The organism is Streptomyces sp. NBC_00988 (genome assembly GCF_045162645.1).
GTDB lineage: Bacteria > Actinomycetota > Actinomycetes > Streptomycetales > Streptomycetaceae > Streptomyces.
Genome location: NZ_CP108730.1, coordinates 9,665,144 through 9,683,747, shown reverse-complemented (window position 1 = coordinate 9,683,747; position 18,604 = coordinate 9,665,144). Strand labels below are relative to the sequence as shown.

Here is an 18,604-nt window from a genome sequence, read left to right as displayed (position 1 = left end):
ATACCGGTATAGTAATTGGCATGGTGGAACTGAAGACGGACACGTCTATCGATGCGATGTACGAGGCGGGCCAGGTCGTGGCCCGCGCCCTCACGGCCGTGCGGGAGGCCGCCGACGTGGGCGTATCCCTCCTGGAGCTGGACGAGTTGGCGCACGACGTGCTGCGCGCGGCCGGCGCGAGTTCGCCCTTCCTCGGCTACCGCCCCGCCTTCGCGCCCACCGCGTTCCCCGCGGTCATCTGCGCCTCCGTGAACGACGCGATCGTGCACGGCATCCCGGACGGCTACCGGCTGCGCGACGGCGACCTGGTCTCGATCGACTTCGGCGCCAAGCTGGGCGGCTGGGCCGGCGACTCGGCGATCAGCTTCATCGTCGGCGAGCCGCGCCCCGCCGACGTCCGCCTGATCGACACCGCCGAGCGCGCCCTCGCGGCGGGCATCGACGCGGCCGTAGTCGGCAACCGCATCGGCGACATCGCGCACGCGATCGGCACGGTGTGCCGTACGGCGGGCTACGGCATCATGGAGGACTTCGGCGGCCACGGCATCGGCCGCCAGATGCACGAGGACCCCGGAGTCCCGAACGAGGGCCGCCCCGGCCGCGGCCTCCCCCTCCGCCACGGCATGGTCATCGCGATCGAGCCCATGCTGATCGCGAGCGGCCGGGACGACTACCACGCGGCGAAGGACGGCTGGACCCTCAAGACGAACGACGGCTCAAGAGCGGCCCACGTGGAACACACGGTGGCGATCACGGAGGCGGGCCCAAGGGTGCTGACCGAGCGCCGGTAAGGGAGGCGCCCTTCAGTGGCGCGGGGCTGTGTCGATTCGCGGCTCCGCCGCGTGGGCGCGACCAGCCACGACGCACCCGTAGACGAAATTCATCCGCAATCCTCCCAAACCCGCACATGCCGCACGCGGTGGCCCGTGCCATGGTGGATTGATGACCAGCGGCTACACAGACCCCGATGACGACCCCCTCGGCGAGTTCCTGGCCCGGTTCTTCGGCGGAGCCACGGGCGGAGTCGCCCGCCCCGATCCACGTCAGATAGACATCGGCCGCCTACTGAGCCAACCAGCCAGGGACCTCGTCCGAGGCGCGGCCCAGTACGCCGCGGAACACGGCAGCCACGACCTGGACACCCAGCACCTACTCCGCGCCGCCCTCTCCGCGGAGCCCACCCGCGGCCTTCTCACGCGGGCAGGCGCGGACCCGGATTCCCTCGCCGCAGAGATCGACGAGCGCTCAGGACCCACCCAACCCCCGGAAAGCACCTCCCTCTCCCTCACCCCGGCCGTCAAACGAGCCCTCCTGGACGCCCACGACCTGGCCAGAGCGGGCGGCACCGGATACATCGGCCCCGAACACGTCCTCGGCGCGCTCGCCGCGAACCCGGACTCCGCCGCCGGACACATCCTGAACGCGGCCCGCTACGCCCCCACAGGCCTGCCGCCCGAGGCCATGGACGGCACGCAGCCCGGCACGGACCAGCCCCGCCCCACCGGCACCCCCACCCTCGACAAGTACAGCCGCGACCTCATCGACCTGGCCCGCCACGGCCGTATCGACCCGGTGATCGGCCGCGACGAGGAGATCGAGCAGACCATCGAGGTGCTGTCCCGGCGCGGCAAGAACAACCCGGTGCTGATCGGCGACGCGGGCGTCGGCAAGACCGCGATCGTGGAGGGCCTCGCGCAGCGCATCACCGACGGCGACGTGCCGGACGTGCTGGTCGAGCGGCGAGTCGTCGCACTCGACCTCACCGGCGTCGTCGCGGGCACCCGCTTCCGGGGCGACTTCGAGGAGCGGCTGACGAACATCGTCGGCGAGATCCGCGCCCACTCGGACGAACTGATCGTGTTCATCGACGAGTTGCACACCGTGGTCGGCGCGGGCGGTGGCGGCGAGGGTGGCTCGATGGACGCCGGCAACATCCTCAAACCGGCCCTGGCCCGGGGCGAGTTGCACATCGTTGGCGCTACGACGCTGGAGGAGTACCGCCGGATCGAGAAGGACTCGGCGCTGGCCCGCAGGTTCCAGCCGATCCTGGTGCCGGAACCGACCGTCCCGGACGCGATCGAGATCCTGCGCGGGCTGCGCGACCGCTACGAGGCGCACCACCAAGTCCGGTACACCGACGAGGCGTTGGTGGCCGCCGTAGAACTCTCGGACCGCTATCTCACCGACCGTCGGCTCCCCGACAAGGCGATCGACCTCATCGACCAGGCGGGTGCGCGGGTACGGCTGCGGGCGCGCACGAAGGGCACGGACGTACGGGCCCTGGAGCGCGAGATGGAGCAGCTCGCCCGGGACAAGGACCAGGCGGCGGCCGACGAGGACTACGAGAAGGCCACCCAACTGCGGGACCGTATCGCCGAGTTGAAGGTGCGCCTGGCCGAGGCCGGCGGTGAGGACCAGGGCGACGAGGGACAGAACCTGGAGGTCACCGGTGAGGCGATCGCCGAGGTGGTGTCACGCCAGACCGGTATCCCGGTGAGCAGTCTCACGGCGGAGGAGAAGGACCGGCTGCTCGGCCTGGAGGAGCATCTGCACCGGCGGGTCGTCGGCCAGGAGGAGGCCGTGCGGGTCGTGTCGGACGCGGTGCTGCGCTCCCGCGCCGGACTGGCGAGCCCGACCGGCCGATCGGCAGTTTCCTGTTCCTGGGACCGACCGGCGTCGGCAAGACGGAACTTGCCCGCGCGCTCGCCGAGGCCCTGTTCGGCAGCGAGGACCGGATGGTCCGCCTGGACATGAGCGAGTACCAGGAACGGCACACGGTCAGCCGTCTCGTCGGTGCCCCGCCCGGCTATGTCGGCCACGAGGAGGCCGGTCAGCTCACCGAGGTCGTGCGCCGCCACCCGTACTCGCTGCTCCTGCTCGACGAGGTCGAGAAGGCGCACCCGGACGTGTTCAACATCCTGCTCCAGGTCCTGGACGACGGCCGGTTGACCGACGCGCAGGGCCGCACGGTCGACTTCACCAACACGGTGATCGTGATGACCAGCAACCTCGGCTCCGAGGCGATCACCCGGCGTGGCGCCGGTATCGGCTTCGGCCCGGGCGGCGCCGACGCGGACGAGGAGGCCCGGCGCGAGCAGATCCTGCGCCCGCTGCGCGAGCACTTCCGCCCCGAGTTCCTCAACCGCATCGACGAGATCGTCGTGTTCCGCCAGCTCACCGCCGAGCAACTCCGGCTGATCACCGGGCTGTTGCTGGAACACACCCGCCGTCTCCTGCACGCGCAGGGCATCACGGTCGCGTTCACGGACCCCGCCGTCGACTGGCTCTCCCGCCAGGGTTACCAGCCCGAGTACGGCGCCCGCCCGCTCCGCCGCACCATCCAGCGCGAGGTCGACAACCAGCTCTCCCGGCTGCTCCTCGACGGCAGGATCGCGGAGGGCGGCCGGGTGACGGTGGACGTGGAGGGCGGGCGGCTCGCGTTCACAACGGATGCGACACCGCCCGACCCCGACCGACTTGCTACGGCGCCGGGTTGACGACCGCCGCCGACCCGCCTCCACGCCGTACCTTCTCGGCGGCGGCCAACCACTCCCCGTTGGGCAGCCGTTGCACACCGGTCGCCGCGCCGATCTCCGGGTTGAGGGTGAACGAATGCCCGATGGCTTGGAGCTGGGTCTTCAAGTCGCTGTTGTAGAGCGCGGGTTCGAGCTCCGTGTTGGCGGCGTTCCGCTGGCTGGCGCGGGGCGCGGCGATCGCGTCCACGAGCGGCAGCCCGCGGTCGAGGAACTCGGTGAGGGTCTGGAGCACGGTCGTGATGATGGTCGCGCCACCGGGTGAACCGAGCGCCACGACCGGCTTGTTGTGCTTGTCGAGGACGATCGTCGGCGAGATCGACGAGCGCGGGCGCTTGCCCGGGCCTGGCAGGTTCGGGTCGTGGACGGCCGGGTTGGCCGGGGTGAAGGAGAAGTCGGTCAGCTCGTTGTTGAGCAGGAAACCCCGGCCGGGCACGGTCATCGCGCTGCCGCCGGTCTGCTCGATGGTGAGCGTGTAGGAGACGACGTTGCCCCACTTGTCGGCGACGGTGAGGTGGGTGGTGTTCTCGCCCTCGTACGTCGTCGGAGCGGCCGTTCCGGCGGCGGTGCAGGCCGTCGGGTTGCGCGGGTCGGCGGGCGCAAGCGGGCTGGTGAGCACCGCGTCGTCCTTGATGAGGCAGGCGCGCGAGTCGGCGAACTTCTGCGAGAGGAGTTCCTTCGTCGGTACGTCCTCGAAGGCGGGGTCGCCGACCCAGCGCCCCCGGTCCGCGAACGCGATCCGGCTGGCCTCGATGTAGTGGTGCAGGTACTGGACCTCGCTGGCCTTCGAAAGGTCCGTCTTCTCAAGGATGTTGAGGGCCTCGCCGACGGTCGTGCCGCCGGAGGAGGAGGGCGCGATCGAGTAGACACCGAGTCCGCGGTACGACGTCTTCGTGGGCGCCTGGAGCTTGGCGCGATAGGCCGCGAGGTCCTCGGCGGCCAGCTTGCCGGGTCGGGCGTTCCAGCCCGAACTCGTGTCCACCTTGGGGGTGTTGACCGTGGCGAGGATGTCCTTGCCGAGGTCGCCGCGGTAGATCGTGCCGATCCCCTTCTTGCCCAACTCCTTGTAGGTCTTGGCGAGTTCGGGGTTCTTGAAGGTGGAGCCGACGACAGGCAGCACGCCGCCCGGCAGGAACAGCTTGGCGGTGTCCGGGAAGTAGCGGAAGCGGGTCTCGTTGGCCGCCGTCTGGGTGCGGAAGGTGTCGTCGACCGTGAAGCCGTCGCTCGCGATCCGCTCGGCGGGCCTGAGGACCGTACCGAGCTTCCTGCTGCCCCACTTGTCGAGCGCCGTCTGCCAGGTGGCCGGCGTGCCCGGGGTGCCGACGCTGAGGCCGCTGCTGACGGCGTCGGCGAAGGCTAGGGTCTTGCCGTTCTCCACGAAGAGGTTGGAGTCGGCGGTCAGCGGCGCGGTCTCGCGGCCGTCGATGGTGTGCACCGTACGGGACTTGGCGTCGTAGTAGACAAAGTAGCCGCCTCCGCCGATACCGGAGGAGTAGGGCTCGGTGACGCCGAGCGCGGCGGCGGTGGCTACGGCCGCGTCGACCGCGTTGCCGCCCTTCTTCAGGACCTCGATGCCGGCGGCGGTGGCGTCCGCGTCGACGCTCGCGACCGCGCCGCCGTAGCCGACCGCCACCGGAACCTTCGTCGGTGTGCTGCTCGTTGCGGCCGGTGGGGCCGCGGCCCCGACCGACACGACGGCGGCCGAGACCGCCAGGACCGACAGTTTCCGTGCGACAGGGCGACGCATCCGTACCTCCAGTCAGGACCGTCCGCGCAGCGTAGCCACATTGCCATGACCCCAACAGACCACCTCGCGCCACTGTCACACGAGTGCCACACGTCGAACACCGGTACGTACCAGCCATGCTGGGCCGCTAACATGCGCGCCCATGAATGACGACGTGCGCAACATCGTTCTGGGCGTGGCCGCCGCCGGCATCAGCGCCGCGCTCGGCTGGCTCGCCCGCACCTATCTGTGGCGGCGCAAACTCCGGCGCAAGCAGGCGTTCTTCGGGCTGCCCGACAACTCCGAGTCGCTGCTCGTGGTGAACCGCGAGGCGGGCGGCCCCGAACTCACGGTGATGCGGCACGACGTGTTCGCGCTCCTCGAACTCGCCGCCCTGATCAAGGACTGCAACGCGCACGCCCAGGTCGTCGCGCACGACGCGGCCCAGCAGGGCTTCGGCGAACGCACCGAGTTCTGCGTGGGCGGCCCGGCCTCCAACCGCCGGATGGCCGCGCATCTGGCGTCCCTGCTCCCCGGCATCCGCGTCAACGTCGACCCCGATCCTGGACCGGACCGGGGCGCGTTCCAAATAGGCAGTGAGCGCTACCGACTTGAGCCCGGCAAGGGCGAGTACGTGCTCCTCGCCCGTCTCACCGCCGGTCAACTGGGCGGCGCGCGGCCGGTGTTCCTCTTCTGCGGCCAGCGCGCGATCACCAACCAGGCAGCGTCCCGCTATCTCGCCCGCAACCATGAGAAGTTGGCCCGCAAACACGGCGGCAACACCTTCGTCCTGCTGCTGAAGGTGGTCAACTCGCAGGCGTACGGCCCGGATGTGGTGGAGCTGGTCGCGGACGTCACACGGGCCGCGGAGACCCCTCTCCCCGCTCCGGCTCCACGCAGTTCGCACCGTGCCTCCTGAGGTCGCACACACGTCAACAATCTTTACTGGCACGTAACTTACTGACGGGTTACCTGAGGTAGGGAGTCCCGGTTACCGTCGGGTCACTTTGCATTGACACGTGTGAGGAGTGACCCGTGCGAAACCGTCGCCAGGCCCTGCGTACGACCGCCGCGGGCACCGTCTCCGCGACCCTGATCGCCGGAGGCGTCCTCGGGTTCGCCCCCGCGGCCCAGGCCGCCACGAACGGCGTCCGCTTCGTCGACATCACCGGCGACGGCGGCACGACGCTCGCGGCGAACGTCGTCACGCCCGCGGGCGCCGACGGCTCGCACGACTACCCGCTCCTCGTCCTGCCCACGAGCTGGGGATTCCCCCAGGTCCAGTACCTGGCCCAGGCCGAGAAGCTCGCGAACTCCGGCTATGTCGTGGTGAGTTACAACGTCCGCGGCTTCTGGCAGTCCGGCGGCGGGATAGAGGTGGCGGGCCCGAAGGACGTGGCCGACGCGTCCAAGGTGATCGACTGGGCGCTCGCCAACACCCCGTCCGACGCGGGCCACATCGGGATGGCAGGCGTGTCGTACGGCGCCGGCATCAGTCTCCTCGCGGCCGCACACGACAAGCGGATCAAGGCAGTTGCCTCACTGAGCGGCTGGGCGGACCTGATCGACTCGATCTACTCGGGCCGCACCGAACACTCCCAGGCGACCGCCCTACTGGACGGCGTGGGCCTCGTCACCGGCCGCCCGAGCGCGGAGACGAGCCAGGTGTTCAAGGACTTCTTCGCCTCCGACCTGTCCAAGGAACAGGAGTTGATCGACTGGGGCAAGGAGCGTTCCGCCGCGACCTACGTCGACCAGATCAACAAGAACGGCGCGGCGATCATGCTCGCCAACGCCTGGGGCGACACCATCTTCCCGCCCAACCAAATCGCCGACTTCTACGGGAAGTTGAGCGTCCCCAAGCGGCTCGAACTCCGCCCCGGCGACCACGCCACCGCCGAGCTGACCGGACTGTTCGGGCTGCCCAACGACGTGTGGACGGACACCGAGCGCTGGTTCGACCACTACCTCAAGGGCGCGGACAACGGCATCAACCGCGAGGACCCCCTGGAGCTCAAGTCCCGTTCCGCGGGCGGCTACGAGGGCTATCCGGACTGGAAGTCGGTCGGCGCGACCCGGAAGAAGATCGACCTCGCGGGCACGACCACCATCCACACCAACGTCGACTCGGGCGCCGACGGCGGGATCGTCTTCCTGTCCAGCATCCTCGACCAGGTCGCCCAGGTGCCCCCGGTCGCGTACGTCCCGCTGCTCCCGCGCCGTTGGGCCGCCGTATGGCAGTCGGGGAAGTACGCGAGCGCCCAACAGGTGCGTGGGACCGTCAAGTTGCACACCACGGTCACGGACACCAAGGAGAGCGGCACCCTCGTCGCGTACCTCTACGACGTGGGCCCGCTCGGCCTCGGCAAGCTGGTCAGCAACGCGCCGTACACCTGGCACGGGCAGCAGCCCGGCCAGCCGTTCGGTGTGGACCTGGAGTTGTTCTCCACGGCCTACGACGTCCCGGCAGGGCATCATCTCGCCCTGGTCGTCGACACGGTCGACCCGCTCTACATCGAGCACAACCCGACCGGCGCGCAGCTGACCTTCTCCTCGCCCGCGAACGACCCGTCGTACGTGTCGATCCCGCTGCGCGAGCAGTGATCTCCGGCTGCTGCCGGACGGGCAAGTGCCCTCTCGACTACTGCACCCGCGGCAGCAGCGTCCCTGGTTCGGCCGGGGCCATGTCCACGGCCCCGGTCTTGGGACTGCGCTGCTCCCGGCGGGACACCCATCCGGCGAACCAGGAGAGCAGCATGCACATCCCGATGTAGATCGGCGAGATCACCATCACCACCGGGATGAACGGCAAATCGTAGTCGAGGTTCGACGCGATCAGCTTCCCGGCATGGAGAAACTCCTCATAGGTGATCAGATAGCCCAGCGAGGTGTCCTTCAGCGCGACCACCAACTGGCTGATGATCGCGGGCAGCATGGCCCGTACGGCCTGCGGCACGAGGACGTACGACATGACGTGGATCTTGCGCATGCCGAGCGCGAACGCGGCCTCCCGCTGGCCGCGTTCGACGCTGTTGACGCCGGAGCGGAAGACCTCGGCGAGCACCGAGCCGTTGTAGAGGGTGAGGCCCGCGACCAGTGCGGGCAGCGGCTGCACCTTGAGCGCCACGAAGATGAAGAAGATCATCACGAGGACGGGCATGGCGCGGAAGAACTCCACGACGACCGTGGACAGCCAGCGCACGGGCCGGTGGTCCGAGAGGCGTCCCACGGCGAGCAGGGTGCCAAGTGCCAGCGAAAGCACGGCCGCAAGGCCGAAGGCCTTGAGCGTGTTGCCGAGGCCGCGCAGCAGCAGTTCCTGGATTCCCTTGTACTCGAAGGGCATCCACTTCGTGTACGTGAACTGGTCGGTGTCGAACAGGAGATAGAGGATCCAGCCGAGCAGCGCGAGGATGACGACCGTGGACGCGATGCCGTAAAGGCGGTGCCGTTTACGGGTCTTGGGGCCGGGGACGTCGTAGAGGGCGTTGGCGGTGGTCATCGGGCGACTCCCCACTTCCTCTCCAGCACGTTGAACAGCGCGCTGATGGCGAGGGTGATGATCAGGTAGCCGACGGCGATCCAGACGAACGTCCAGACGATGTTGTAACCGAGTTCGCTCAACGTCCGGTAGGTGCCGAGGAGTTCGGTGACGCTGAACGCGCCGGCGATCGCCGAGTTCTTGGCGAGGGCGATGAGGGTGGAGCCGACCGGCGGGATCACCGAGCGGAACGCCTGCGGCAGGACGACCAGGCTCAGGCTCTGCCCGAAGGACATGCCGAGACTGCGGGCCGCCTCCCCTTGGCCCCTGGGCACGGTGTTGATGCCGGAGCGCAGTGCCTCGCAGATGAACGCCGAGGTGTAGCAGCCGAGCGCCAGGACCGCGAACACCTTGAAGGGCAGCACGAGTCCGAAGCGCGGCAGGCCGAGCAGCACCGCGAAGAACAGCAGGGTGAGCGGGGTGTTGCGCAGCACGGTCACCCACACCGTCCCGAAGACCCGCAGCGAACCGACCGGAGCGACCCGGAAGGACGCCATGAGGAAGCCGAGGACGAGCGCCAACACCGAGGCGTAGACGGTCAGTTCGACGGTGCCGAGGAAGCCGTCGCCGAAGGTCGAGAAGTTGTCTGTCAGTACGTTCACGTCTGCCTCCCTCAGCTCGCCGGATAGCGGTCGATCGCGGGCGGGGTGGGCGCGGGCACTCCGGACAGGCCGAGCGTCGCCTCGTACGCCTTCTTCCAGTCGCCGTTCTTCTCACGGGCCTCCAACGCGTCGTCGAGGGCGAACCGCAGGGCGTTGTCGCCGTGCGGGACTCCGATGCCGTACGGCTCCTTCGAGAAGGGCTTGCCGACGACCTTGAGCTGGTCGGGGACCTTCGCCGCGTAGCCGATGAGGATCGCGTCGTCGGTGGTGACGGCGTCGACCTGATAGGTGAGCAGGTTGTCGACACAGACCGAGTACGTGTCGTAGGCGACGAGTTGGGCCTTCGGATAGTCGTCCTTGATGCGCTGGTACGGCGTGGAGCCGGCCGCCGAGCAGACGCGTTTGCCGACGAGGTCCTGCGGGCCGTGGATGTCGTGCTCGTCGGTGCGGACGAGGAGCGACTGGCCGGCCATGTAGTAGGGGCCCGCGAAGCCGACGAGTTTCTTGCGCATGTCGTTGATGGTGTAGGTGCCGACGTAGTAGTCGATCTGGCCGTTCTGCAGGGCGGTTTCGCGGTTGGCGGAGGCGATCGTCCTGAAGTGGATCGTCTTCGGCGCGAAGCCGAGGGAGGCCGACATCATCTTGGCGATCTCGATGTCGAAGCCGGAGTAGGTGCCCGTCGCCGGGTCCTTCTCGCCGAGGTAGGGCTGGTCCTCCTTGGCGCCTACATTGAAGTAGCCGCGCTTCTTCGCCCGCTTCCAGGTCTTGGACCCGGGCAGCTGAAAACCTTGCGCCACTTGGTAGTTGGGGAGTTTCTCGGCGGCCGGACCCTTGACGGGCGGGCTGCCCTCCTTGCCGCAGGCGCTCGCGCACAGCACGGCGAGCACGGCGACGGCGAGGGACGCACGGGTGGTACGGGACATGGATCGCACTCCCCCGCTCAGTGCTTGAGGATCTTGGACAGGAAGTCCTTGGCCCGGTCGCTGCGCGGGTTGGTGAAGAACTCCTCGGGGGTGCGGTCCTCGACGATGCGGCCGTCGGCCATGAACACGACGCGGTTGGCGGCGGAGCGGGCGAAGCCCATCTCGTGGGTGACGACGACCATCGTCATGCCGTCGTGGGCGAGTTGGCGCATGACCTCAAGGACCTCGTTGATCATCTCCGGGTCGAGGGCCGAGGTCGGCTCGTCGAAGAGGAGCGCCTTGGGTTCCATGGCGAGAGCGCGGGCGATGGCCACGCGCTGCTGCTGGCCGCCGGAGAGCTGCGCGGGGAACTTGGGCGCCTGGGAGGCGAGTCCCACGCGGTCCAGGAGCTCCAACGACCGCTTGTCGGCGTCCTCGCGCTTGCGCTTGCGGACCTTCACCTGGGCCAGCGAGACGTTCTGCAGGACCGTCTTGTGGGCGAACAGGTTGAAGGACTGGAAGACCATGCCGACCTCGGCGCGGAGCTTCGCGAGGGCCTTGCCCTCCTCGGGCAGCGGCTGCCCGTCGAGCTCGATCGTCCCGGACTCGATGGTCTCCAGCCGGTTGATCGCCCGGCACAGCGTCGACTTTCCCGACCCCGACGGGCCGATGACCACGACCACCTCCCCCTTGCCGACGGTGAGGTTGATGTCCTGGAGGACATGCAGCTCCCCGTAGTACTTGTTGACGTCACGCAGTTCGATCAACGGATCGACGGCCATGCCCAGCCCTACTCACTCTCAGCTGTGTCGTGGTCGCCGCAAACTATCGACACAAGAGTGGAGTTAAGGCACGACACGCACTTTTCGGGCATTAGCCGTATTTACGCCGCTCTTACTCTTCGGCGACTTCCGCGTACAGCTGCGAGAGCTCCGGCACACCGCTGGCGGCCCACTCATGACCGGAGGCCACGACGTCGAACTCGCGCCCGGAGTCGAGCCGTACGACGGGCTGGCCGTTCGGCCAGATCGCCCAGGCGGCGCCCGGGACCGTGCGCACGATCACCGTCCCGAGATACAGACCGGCGTCGTTGCCGAGCCAGGACAAGGTCTCCTCGTCGTCCCGCCAGCGGGGCACCAGTTGGTCGAGCGCCTCCAACGAGCCGACAGAGTCGTCGAGTTGGACGCCCTCCCGGGCCGCGTGGGTGCGGAGCAGTTCACACTCGGACAGCGGTTCGGCGATGCCCTCGGGGTCGTGCGCGGCATGCTTCTCGCCCCGGTTGCCCAGGAAAGGGATGTTCATACTCCCAGCGTGACATTCGCACCGCCTTACGCACCACAGGGCGTCGCGGGTGGCGTGTCAGCCCCCGGCCCCAGAGGGGGAACCCCCCTCTGCCGAGGGCGGGTTGGCCGGATGGTGGGCGCGATGCCCGCTTCGTACGGTCGCAGTATGAATCGGACAGGCAAGTTGATGCTGCTGTCGTCGGTGACCGTCGCCCTGGTGGTGAGCGGTTCGGTGTCCGCGGGTGCCGTGGTGGCGGGGGCCGTTCCGGCCGCGTCCGTGCATGGAACGCCCGATACGGCGCGGGGGCGGCTGGTGTCGGTGGTGCGTCTGCGGACGCTGTCCGCGCCGCAGGTGGCCACCGAGTTGAGGAGCGACGAGGACGGGGCCTGGGACACCGGGGCCGTGCGCTACGGCGTCGACACCTACCGGGTGGTGTACCGCACGGTGGATCCGAAGGGCCGGCCCACCACCGCCAGCGGGCTGCTGGCGTTCCCGCGCAATGGTGAACGGCGGCTGCGCACCGTCTCGTTCACGCACGGCACCGAACTCTTCAAGGGTGACGTCGCCTCGGTGTCGTCCGAAGTGTGGAGCCAGGCACCCGCCCTGACCTACGCGTCGGCGGGCTTCGCCGTCGTCCTCCCGGACTACCTGGGCCTGGGCCTCGGCCCCGGACGGCAGCAGTGGATGGACGTGCCCTCCGAGACGACCACCGCACTGGACCTGCTGCGGGCCGCGGACTCCTACGCGCCCACGACCGGGCGGCAGTTGGGGCGGAACGTGCTCATCACCGGCTTCTCGCAAGGGGCTTCGGCGGCGCTCGGACTGGCCCGGGCCCTGCAGGAGGGGGCCGATCCCCGCTTCCGGGCGGCGGCGCTGGCACCGGTCAGCGGCGCGTACGCCTTCCGGGACGTAGCGTTGCCCGCCCTGCTGGACGGGCGCGCGGACCCCAAGGACGGCGTCATCTACACCGCGCTGGCCCTCGTCTCCTTCAACCGGCTCCATCACGTCTACGACAGCCCCGGCGAGGTCTTCCGGGCGCCGTACTCCCGCACGATCGAGGGCCTGTTGGACGGCACGCACACAGGGCAGGAGGTCGTGGCGCGGACACCGGACGCCGTGGACGAGTTGCTCACGGCGCACGGGCGGGCGCTGCTCGCGTACCCGACGGGCGGGCTGGCCGCCGCGCTGCGCGTCACCGACGGGGTGTGCACGGGCTGGACGCCCCAGGCTCCGGTGCGGCTGTACTACGCCGAGGGCGACGAGCAGGCCGTGAACGGGAACAGCGAGCACTGCCAGGCGTCGTTCCGCGCCAGAGGTGTCGAGGCGCCGCTGGTCGACCTCGGCACTCCGGACTACGGCGGCTCCCGCCACCTGGGCTCCCAGCGGGCGGCGACGGCGGCCGTCGTGCGATGGTTCGCGTCCCTGAGCTGAGCGGTGGGCCGGTGCCTTGAGGGTGTCTCGGAGGTGCTTCGGGTCAGACGTCCAGGTCGACGACCACGGGCGCGTGGTCCGAGGCGCCCTTGCCCTTGCGCTCCTCGCGGTCGACGTAGGAGTCGGTGACGGCCTTCGCGAACGGTTCGTTGCCGTAGACCAGGTCGATGCGCATGCCGCGGTTCTTCGGGAAGGCGAGCTGGCGGTAGTCCCAATAGGTGTACGGGTGGTCGTACTTGAGGGGGCGCGGGACCACGTCGGACAGGCCCGCGTCGCGCAGGGCGGTGAGGGCGGCGCGCTCGGCGGGGGTGACGTGGGTGAGGCCCTCGAAGGCGGCCACGTCGAAGACGTCGTCGTCCGTGGGCGCCACGTTGTAGTCGCCGAGCACCGCGAACGGGCGGCTGCCCTGCGCGTCGTCGGCGACGGCCGCCCTGAGGGCCTCGAACCACTGGAGCTTGTACGCGTAGTGGGGGTGGTCCACCTCGCGGCCGTTCGGCACGTACACCGACCAGACGCGGACCGGGCCGCAGGTCGCCGCGACGGCGCGGGGCTCCTGGACGCCGTCGTAACCGGGGTCCCCGGGAAGGCCCTTGACCACGTCGTCGAGCCCGACCCGGGAGAGCACCGCCACGCCGTTCCACCGCCCGGTCGCGTTGACCGCCGCCTCGTAGCCCGCCTCGCGCAGCGCGTCGAACGGGAACTGCGCCTCGGCCAGCTTGGCCTCCTGGAGGCACAGCACGTCGGTGCCGCTGCTCTCCAGCCAGGCCAGGAGCCTCGGCAGACGGGCGGTGATCGAGTTCACGTTCCAGGTCGCGATGCGCATGCCCCACAACCTACCGGGCGGGTCTGACACTCACAGGTCCGCCGCCTCACCGGGCGCCAGCCGCAGGTGCTCCGCGCCGCCGAGCGCGCCGATCTGCATGTCGTAGATCGGGCGGGCGAGGTCGGTGAGCAGGGCGTCGTGGATGTCGTAGGCGCGCTGCGGCTTGACCTCGCGGACGTAGTCGATGACCTCGGAGATCTTGCTCCAGGGGGCCATGACCGGGAGCATCAGCGTCTCGACGGTGTGGTCGGGGACGGTGAGGGCGTCGCCGGGGTGGAAGACGCGGCCGCCGTCGACGAGGAAGCCGATGTTGGTGATGCGCGGGATGTCCGGGTGGATCACGGCGTGCAGTTCGCCGTGCACCTGGACATCGAAGCCCGCCGCCGTGAAGGTGTCGCCGTGGCCGACCGTGTGCACGCGGCCCGGGAACGCGGCGGAGAGCTGGTCCGCGACCGATTTCAGCGTCCAGATCTCGGCCGCCGGGTTGGCCTCCAGGCCGGCCCGCAGCCGGTCCTCGTTGAAGTGGTCGAGGTGCTCGTGGGTGACCAGGATGGCGTCCGCGCCGACCGCGGCGTCCTCCTCGTTGAAGATGCCCGGGTCGATGACGAGCGACCGGCCGTCCTTCTCCAGACGGATGCAGGCGTGCGAATTCTTCGTCAGCTTCATAGGTCCATCCTGCCGCGCCGGAACGGCGGACGGGCGGGTGAGGCTGGTGCTTTCGGTGCCCGTCTGAAGATCACTCCGTGGGGTCACTCGGCGGGGTCACTCGGTGGGGTCACTCGGTTGGGGTCGTCTCCTCGCGGATGACCTGCTGGGCGACCTTGAAGGCGCTGTTCGCCGCCGGTACCCCGCAGTACACGGCCGCCTGCATCAGCACTTCCTTGATCTCGGCCGGGGTGAGGCCGTTGCGCAGCGCCGCCCGGGTGTGGAAGGCCAGCTCGTCCAGGTGGCCGCCCGCGACCAGCGCGGTGAGGGTGACACAGCTGCGCGAGCGCCGGTCGAGGCCGGGCCGGTCCCAGATCTCGCCCCAGGCATAGCGGGTGATGAAGTCCTGGAAGTCCCCGGAGAACTCGTCCGCCTGCGCCAGCGCCCGGTCGACATGCGCGTCGCCGAGCACCTCACGGCGGACCTTGATCCCCGCGTCGTAGGGATCCGGACGGCCCATGACCTGCGGCGGTGCGGGGGGCGGCGGCGCGATCTCGGCGATGGGCACGAGCTGCGGCGGCGGGGCGAGGACCGGTTTGACCGGGGTCGCCGCGATGGCGAACTGCCCGGTCGAGTGCTCGTAGGCGGGCTGCCAGGCGGTGGAGAAGTGCCGGACGAGGAGGTCCGTGACGGCGGCGGGCTGCTCGACCGGGACCAGGTGCGAGGCGCCGGGTACGACGGCGAGGCGGGCGTCCGGGATGCCGGCGACCAGCGTGCGGGCCTCGGCGGGGCCGGTGACCTGGTCGTCGGAGCCGACGAGGACGAGGGTCGGCACGCCGATGCGGGCGAGTTCGGACCGCACCTCGAACGCGGCCAGCGCCTCGCACGCGGCGATGTAGCAGCCGGGGTCGGTGGTGCGCACCATCTGGACGGCCCACTCGGTGATCGCGGGCTGCGACGCGGCGAACCCGCTGGTGAACCAGCGGTCGGGCGAGGTGCGGGCGATGGGGTCGAGCCCGTTCGTACGTACGATCACACCGCGCTGGCGGAACTCGTCCGCCGTGCCGAAGCGGGGCGAGGCGGCGATAAGCGCCAGCGAGGCCACGCGCTCCGGGTGGCGCAGGACCAGTTCGAGGCCGACAGCGCCGCCGAGCGCGCAGCCCGCGTAGCCGAAGCGCTGGACGCCGAGGGAGTCGAGCGTGGCCAGCAGCCGGTCGGCCAGGTCGGCGACCGAACCGGTCGGGTGCGCGGGCGAGCCGCCGTGGCCCGGCAGGTCGAACCGGAAGACCCGCCACTGCTTCATCAGCTCGGGCACCTGGCGATCCCACATGTGCCACGTCGTCCCGAGGGACGGGCCCAGGATGAGAACGGGCGCGTCTTCGGGGCCGTCGAAGCGGTACTGGAGGGCAGGGGTCTTCAAGTCGCTCACCGCTCCAACGTAACCGCCGTTTCTTACGGTCCGACTGTGGGGCCCCCGGTCTCCCCACTCGGCTCCCACACATCAGTGGGGAACCCTCACATCGCCTTCACCGGACAGGGGTGGGAGCGGGAGAGTTGTGGACCGGTGCGAACGGTGACCCCGGTGGGGCTGTGTCGAAGGCCACTCCGGGGTGTTCGACGGCTCAGAGTTCGCTCGGTGCGCCCAGGCCCGTGAGTGCGCCGACCGGGTCGAGGTCGGGGGTGCCTCTGGGCCACCAGTCCTCGTCGCCCGGTTCCGATTCGTAGGCGTACCACAGGCCGTCGCGGCCCAGGCGGAGTTGGACGTGACCGTGGGGGTGGGTGAGGTGGTTGTGCCAGGGGCGGAAGGCCGGGAGGTCGGCGGCGAGGAGGAGGGGGCGGGCCCGGTCGAAGCGGCCGGCCGGCGGGTCCCAGGGTTCTTCGAGCACCGCGAGCCCTTCGATGCCGCCCTGCCGCCAGGCGGCGACCGCGCGCGCCAGCTCGGCCGTGGTGCGTCCGGTGGCCTTGGCGAGGGAGGCGTAGAGGGAGCGGGTGGTGACGGTCAGCCCCGATCCGGGGCGCGCCGCGGCGAGGCGCACCGCGTCCTGCCACAGCGTCAGGCCCCCCACCGGGTCCCGGCCGGTGCTGAGCAGCGCGTGCGCGCGGGCGGCGGCGTCGGTCGCCAACTGGTCGAGCGCGAAGGGGTCCGGGCCGCCGGGCGCAGCCGGGTACACGGGAGGCTGCTCGGGGTGCGGGGGCGTGGGCAACGGGGGTGGGAGCGGAGGAAGTCGGCGCTGCCCCTGCTCCGCGAGGACGTCCGTGGCTCTTACGCCGGGGAGGGGCGCCGGTTCCTGCTCCTGGGCGGCGCGGGCCGCACGGGCCGCGTTACGGCGGGACAGGGCGTCGAGCAGCGGGCGTTCGCCCCGGCCGCGGAGGAGGAGCAGGACGAAGGGGTCGGCGTCGAGGAGGCGAGCGGTCTGGTAGCAGAGCGCGGCGGCGTGCTTGCAGGGGTGACCGGAGTCGGGGCAACTGCACTGCGGGGCGAGGTCGCCGGGCCCCGGCAGCAACGAAACCCCGCACTCCGCAAGGGACTTGGGCATCTCCTTGTCGAGCAGCGCGGCGATGTGCCCGGGCCGGTCCGCGGCGGCGTCGAGGAACCGCTCCCAGTCGGCGTCGTCCAGCGTCCGCAACCGCACCTGCACGCGGTACGGCCGCGCGCGGCTGCCCTGCACGTACCCGAGCACGAGCCCCGGCGTCACGGTGATCGCGTCGACGTGCCCCTTCTCCGCGTAGTTCCGCCCCCGCAGCAGCCGCTTGGGATCCAGGGCGCCTTCCTCCAACGCGGTGACCCATGCGTTGCCCCACCAGGTGTCGGCGAAGCGGGTGTTGGCGGCTCCGCCGCCGTCTCCGTCTCTGTCTCTGTCTCTGTCTCTGTCCGAGGGGCGGGGTGAGAAGGCGGGGAAGGTACGGCGGAGGTCGCTGTCGCGGGAGGGGGAGGCCATGGTGGTGGGGGTTCGGGGAAGTGCGGGGGTGGGGTCGGGGTCAGGGGCGGGAAGGGGGGTGGAGTCTGGGACAGAGGTCGGGTCGATGGGGGCCGGCTCGGGTGCGGCGGCCGACGAGGGTGACGGGTGTTCGGTCCGGTCGGGTGTGCGTGCTGACGTTCCGGATGCGCGGGCGGACGTCGAGGTGACTGTCTCGGGGTGCGAACTTTCCGGTGTCGAGCGGTCGTTGTCCAGTGCGGTCTCGTCGGCGGGCGGTGTCTCGCCGGCCGGCAGATCCACATCGGCCGGCAACCGAAAGGCTCCCGCGAGGAAGTCCCGTAGGTCACGGGCCCCGACCTCACCGGCACGCCCACGCACACCGCTTCGCCCCTCGGCCCTGGAACCGCCGCTCGCCCGAGACACCGGCCGAGGTACCGGCTCCACTCCCCCGGCTCCTACGTCCTCACGAGCCTTCCGCGCCGCACCACGTGCCGCCCGCAACGCCTCACGCGCGGCATCCGCGGGCCGCGTCGAACCGCGGTCCGCGACGGTCGCCGGTTCCTGAACGGTCTCTGAGTCCTGAAGGGTGGTCGAGTTCGGAAGGCCGGCCGACTCGTCCCCCGTTGCGTCCCCGGACCGCCCTGCTCCACCGGTTTCACCAACTCCCGCGTCCGGAACGGCCGCCCCGGACCGCACCGGGTCTCGCAGCCGGTCCGCTGTTCCTTCTCCGGCGCTGCCTCCCGGGCCGCTCGCTCCCGCGTCCTGGGCCGGACCGTCACCCGACGCGTGGGCGTCTTCCCCCGAGGTGCCAGCAGCGCGCCGCTCGGCGACGGCCCGTCGCAGCGCCGCGCGTGCCGCGTCCCCCGGCCGGGCCTGGGGCTCGGACGCCTTGTCAACTGCCGTACGGTCCGCGCCCGGTGCGTGCGGAGACCCCGGTGTGCGAGAAGACTCCGGGGGCCCGGCGACTTCCGCGTCCACCGCTTGGCCCCCGCGTTCACGGGCCGCCTGCATCGCCCGCCGTACTACGTCCGCGGGGCGCTCCTCCACCGCCAAGTGCGGCTGCGCGTCCGGCATTTCATCCGCCGGGCCCTGTGACGCCTCCGCTGCCGGGTGCCGCTGCGACTCAGCTGATTCGCCCGGCAGGCCCCGCAGCCTCTCCGCCGCCAAGTGCCGCTCCACGTCCGCCACTTCTGCCGCCGACG

14 protein-coding genes and 1 pseudogene are annotated in these 18,604 nt (G+C 70.4%); 5 read left to right on the top strand and 10 right to left on the bottom strand.

Translation table 11 applies throughout. The features are described 5' to 3' along the window. Window positions 1–20 precede the first annotated feature (20 nt). On the top strand, window positions 21–791 hold the full coding sequence (gene map, locus OG496_RS43925) for a type I methionyl aminopeptidase (RefSeq protein ID WP_366493784.1): 771 nt from the start codon (window positions 21–23) through the stop codon (window positions 789–791). A 151-nt stretch (window positions 792–942) separates the two neighbouring features. After that, window positions 943–3,497: pseudogene (locus OG496_RS43920) on the top strand (ATP-dependent Clp protease ATP-binding subunit). Here OG496_RS43920 and ggt read toward each other — a convergent pair. Next, window positions 3,481–5,280, bottom strand: coding sequence for a gamma-glutamyltransferase (ggt, locus tag OG496_RS43915; RefSeq protein WP_405974814.1), 1,800 nt, complete (start codon window positions 5,278–5,280; stop codon window positions 3,481–3,483). The pseudogene OG496_RS43920 and the gene ggt overlap by 17 nt on opposite strands. Window positions 5,281–5,422: 142 nt before the next feature. Here ggt and OG496_RS43910 point away from each other — a divergent pair, with 142 nt between their 5' ends. Beyond that, complete coding sequence (locus OG496_RS43910) at window positions 5,423–6,178, top strand: hypothetical protein (protein ID WP_366493788.1); 756 nt, start codon at window positions 5,423–5,425, stop codon at window positions 6,176–6,178. A gap of 116 nt (window positions 6,179–6,294) precedes the next feature. Beyond that, window positions 6,295–7,863 (top strand): alpha/beta fold hydrolase, encoded by a 1,569-nt coding sequence (locus OG496_RS43905; protein WP_405974813.1) that lies wholly within the window; start codon window positions 6,295–6,297, stop codon window positions 7,861–7,863. A 37-nt stretch (window positions 7,864–7,900) separates the two neighbouring features. Here the strand turns inward: OG496_RS43905 and OG496_RS43900 are convergent, their stop codons facing one another. From OG496_RS43900 to OG496_RS43880, 5 genes are all read right to left on the bottom strand, one after another. After that, on the bottom strand, window positions 7,901–8,758 hold the full coding sequence (locus tag OG496_RS43900; RefSeq protein ID WP_366493791.1) for an amino acid ABC transporter permease: 858 nt from the start codon (window positions 8,756–8,758) through the stop codon (window positions 7,901–7,903). Continuing rightward, window positions 8,755–9,399 carry an amino acid ABC transporter permease gene (locus tag OG496_RS43895; protein WP_318019697.1) on the bottom strand — a complete coding sequence of 215 codons (645 nt, stop codon included), beginning with the start codon at window positions 9,397–9,399 and terminating at the stop codon, window positions 8,755–8,757. Before OG496_RS43895 ends, OG496_RS43900 begins: the two co-directional genes overlap by 4 nt. Window positions 9,400–9,410: 11 nt before the next feature. Next, the gene (locus OG496_RS43890; RefSeq protein WP_405974812.1) at window positions 9,411–10,322 is read right to left on the bottom strand and encodes a glutamate ABC transporter substrate-binding protein; all 912 of its coding nucleotides are present in this window, start codon (window positions 10,320–10,322) and stop codon (window positions 9,411–9,413) included. A 17-nt stretch (window positions 10,323–10,339) separates the two neighbouring features. Beyond that, entirely contained in the window at window positions 10,340–11,083 is a 744-nt protein-coding gene (locus OG496_RS43885) for an amino acid ABC transporter ATP-binding protein (RefSeq protein WP_366493794.1), read from the bottom strand. A gap of 112 nt (window positions 11,084–11,195) precedes the next feature. Continuing rightward, window positions 11,196–11,603 carry a DUF6278 family protein gene (locus tag OG496_RS43880; protein ID WP_366493795.1) on the bottom strand — a complete coding sequence of 136 codons (408 nt, stop codon included), beginning with the start codon at window positions 11,601–11,603 and terminating at the stop codon, window positions 11,196–11,198. A gap of 147 nt (window positions 11,604–11,750) precedes the next feature. Between OG496_RS43880 and OG496_RS43875 the strand changes: the two genes are divergently transcribed. Further along, window positions 11,751–13,016: a lipase gene (locus OG496_RS43875; protein ID WP_405974811.1), complete on the top strand. Its 1,266-nt coding sequence runs from the start codon at window positions 11,751–11,753 to the stop codon at window positions 13,014–13,016. Between the two features lie 43 nt (window positions 13,017–13,059). On the opposite strand, the gene OG496_RS43870 is transcribed toward OG496_RS43875, so the two are convergent. From OG496_RS43870 to OG496_RS43855, 4 genes are all read right to left on the bottom strand, one after another. Then, window positions 13,060–13,839, bottom strand: a complete 780-nt coding sequence (locus OG496_RS43870) for an exodeoxyribonuclease III (protein ID WP_405974810.1) — start codon at window positions 13,837–13,839, stop codon at window positions 13,060–13,062. A 30-nt stretch (window positions 13,840–13,869) separates the two neighbouring features. Continuing rightward, on the bottom strand, window positions 13,870–14,505 hold the full coding sequence (locus OG496_RS43865) for an MBL fold metallo-hydrolase (RefSeq protein WP_405974809.1): 636 nt from the start codon (window positions 14,503–14,505) through the stop codon (window positions 13,870–13,872). A gap of 109 nt (window positions 14,506–14,614) precedes the next feature. Then, the gene (pcaC, locus tag OG496_RS43860; protein WP_405974808.1) at window positions 14,615–15,913 is read right to left on the bottom strand and encodes a 4-carboxymuconolactone decarboxylase; all 1,299 of its coding nucleotides are present in this window, start codon (window positions 15,911–15,913) and stop codon (window positions 14,615–14,617) included. A gap of 193 nt (window positions 15,914–16,106) precedes the next feature. Then, on the bottom strand, window positions 16,107–18,413 hold the full coding sequence (locus OG496_RS43855; RefSeq protein ID WP_405976827.1) for an SWIM zinc finger family protein: 2,307 nt from the start codon (window positions 18,411–18,413) through the stop codon (window positions 16,107–16,109). Window positions 18,414–18,604 lie beyond the last annotated feature (191 nt).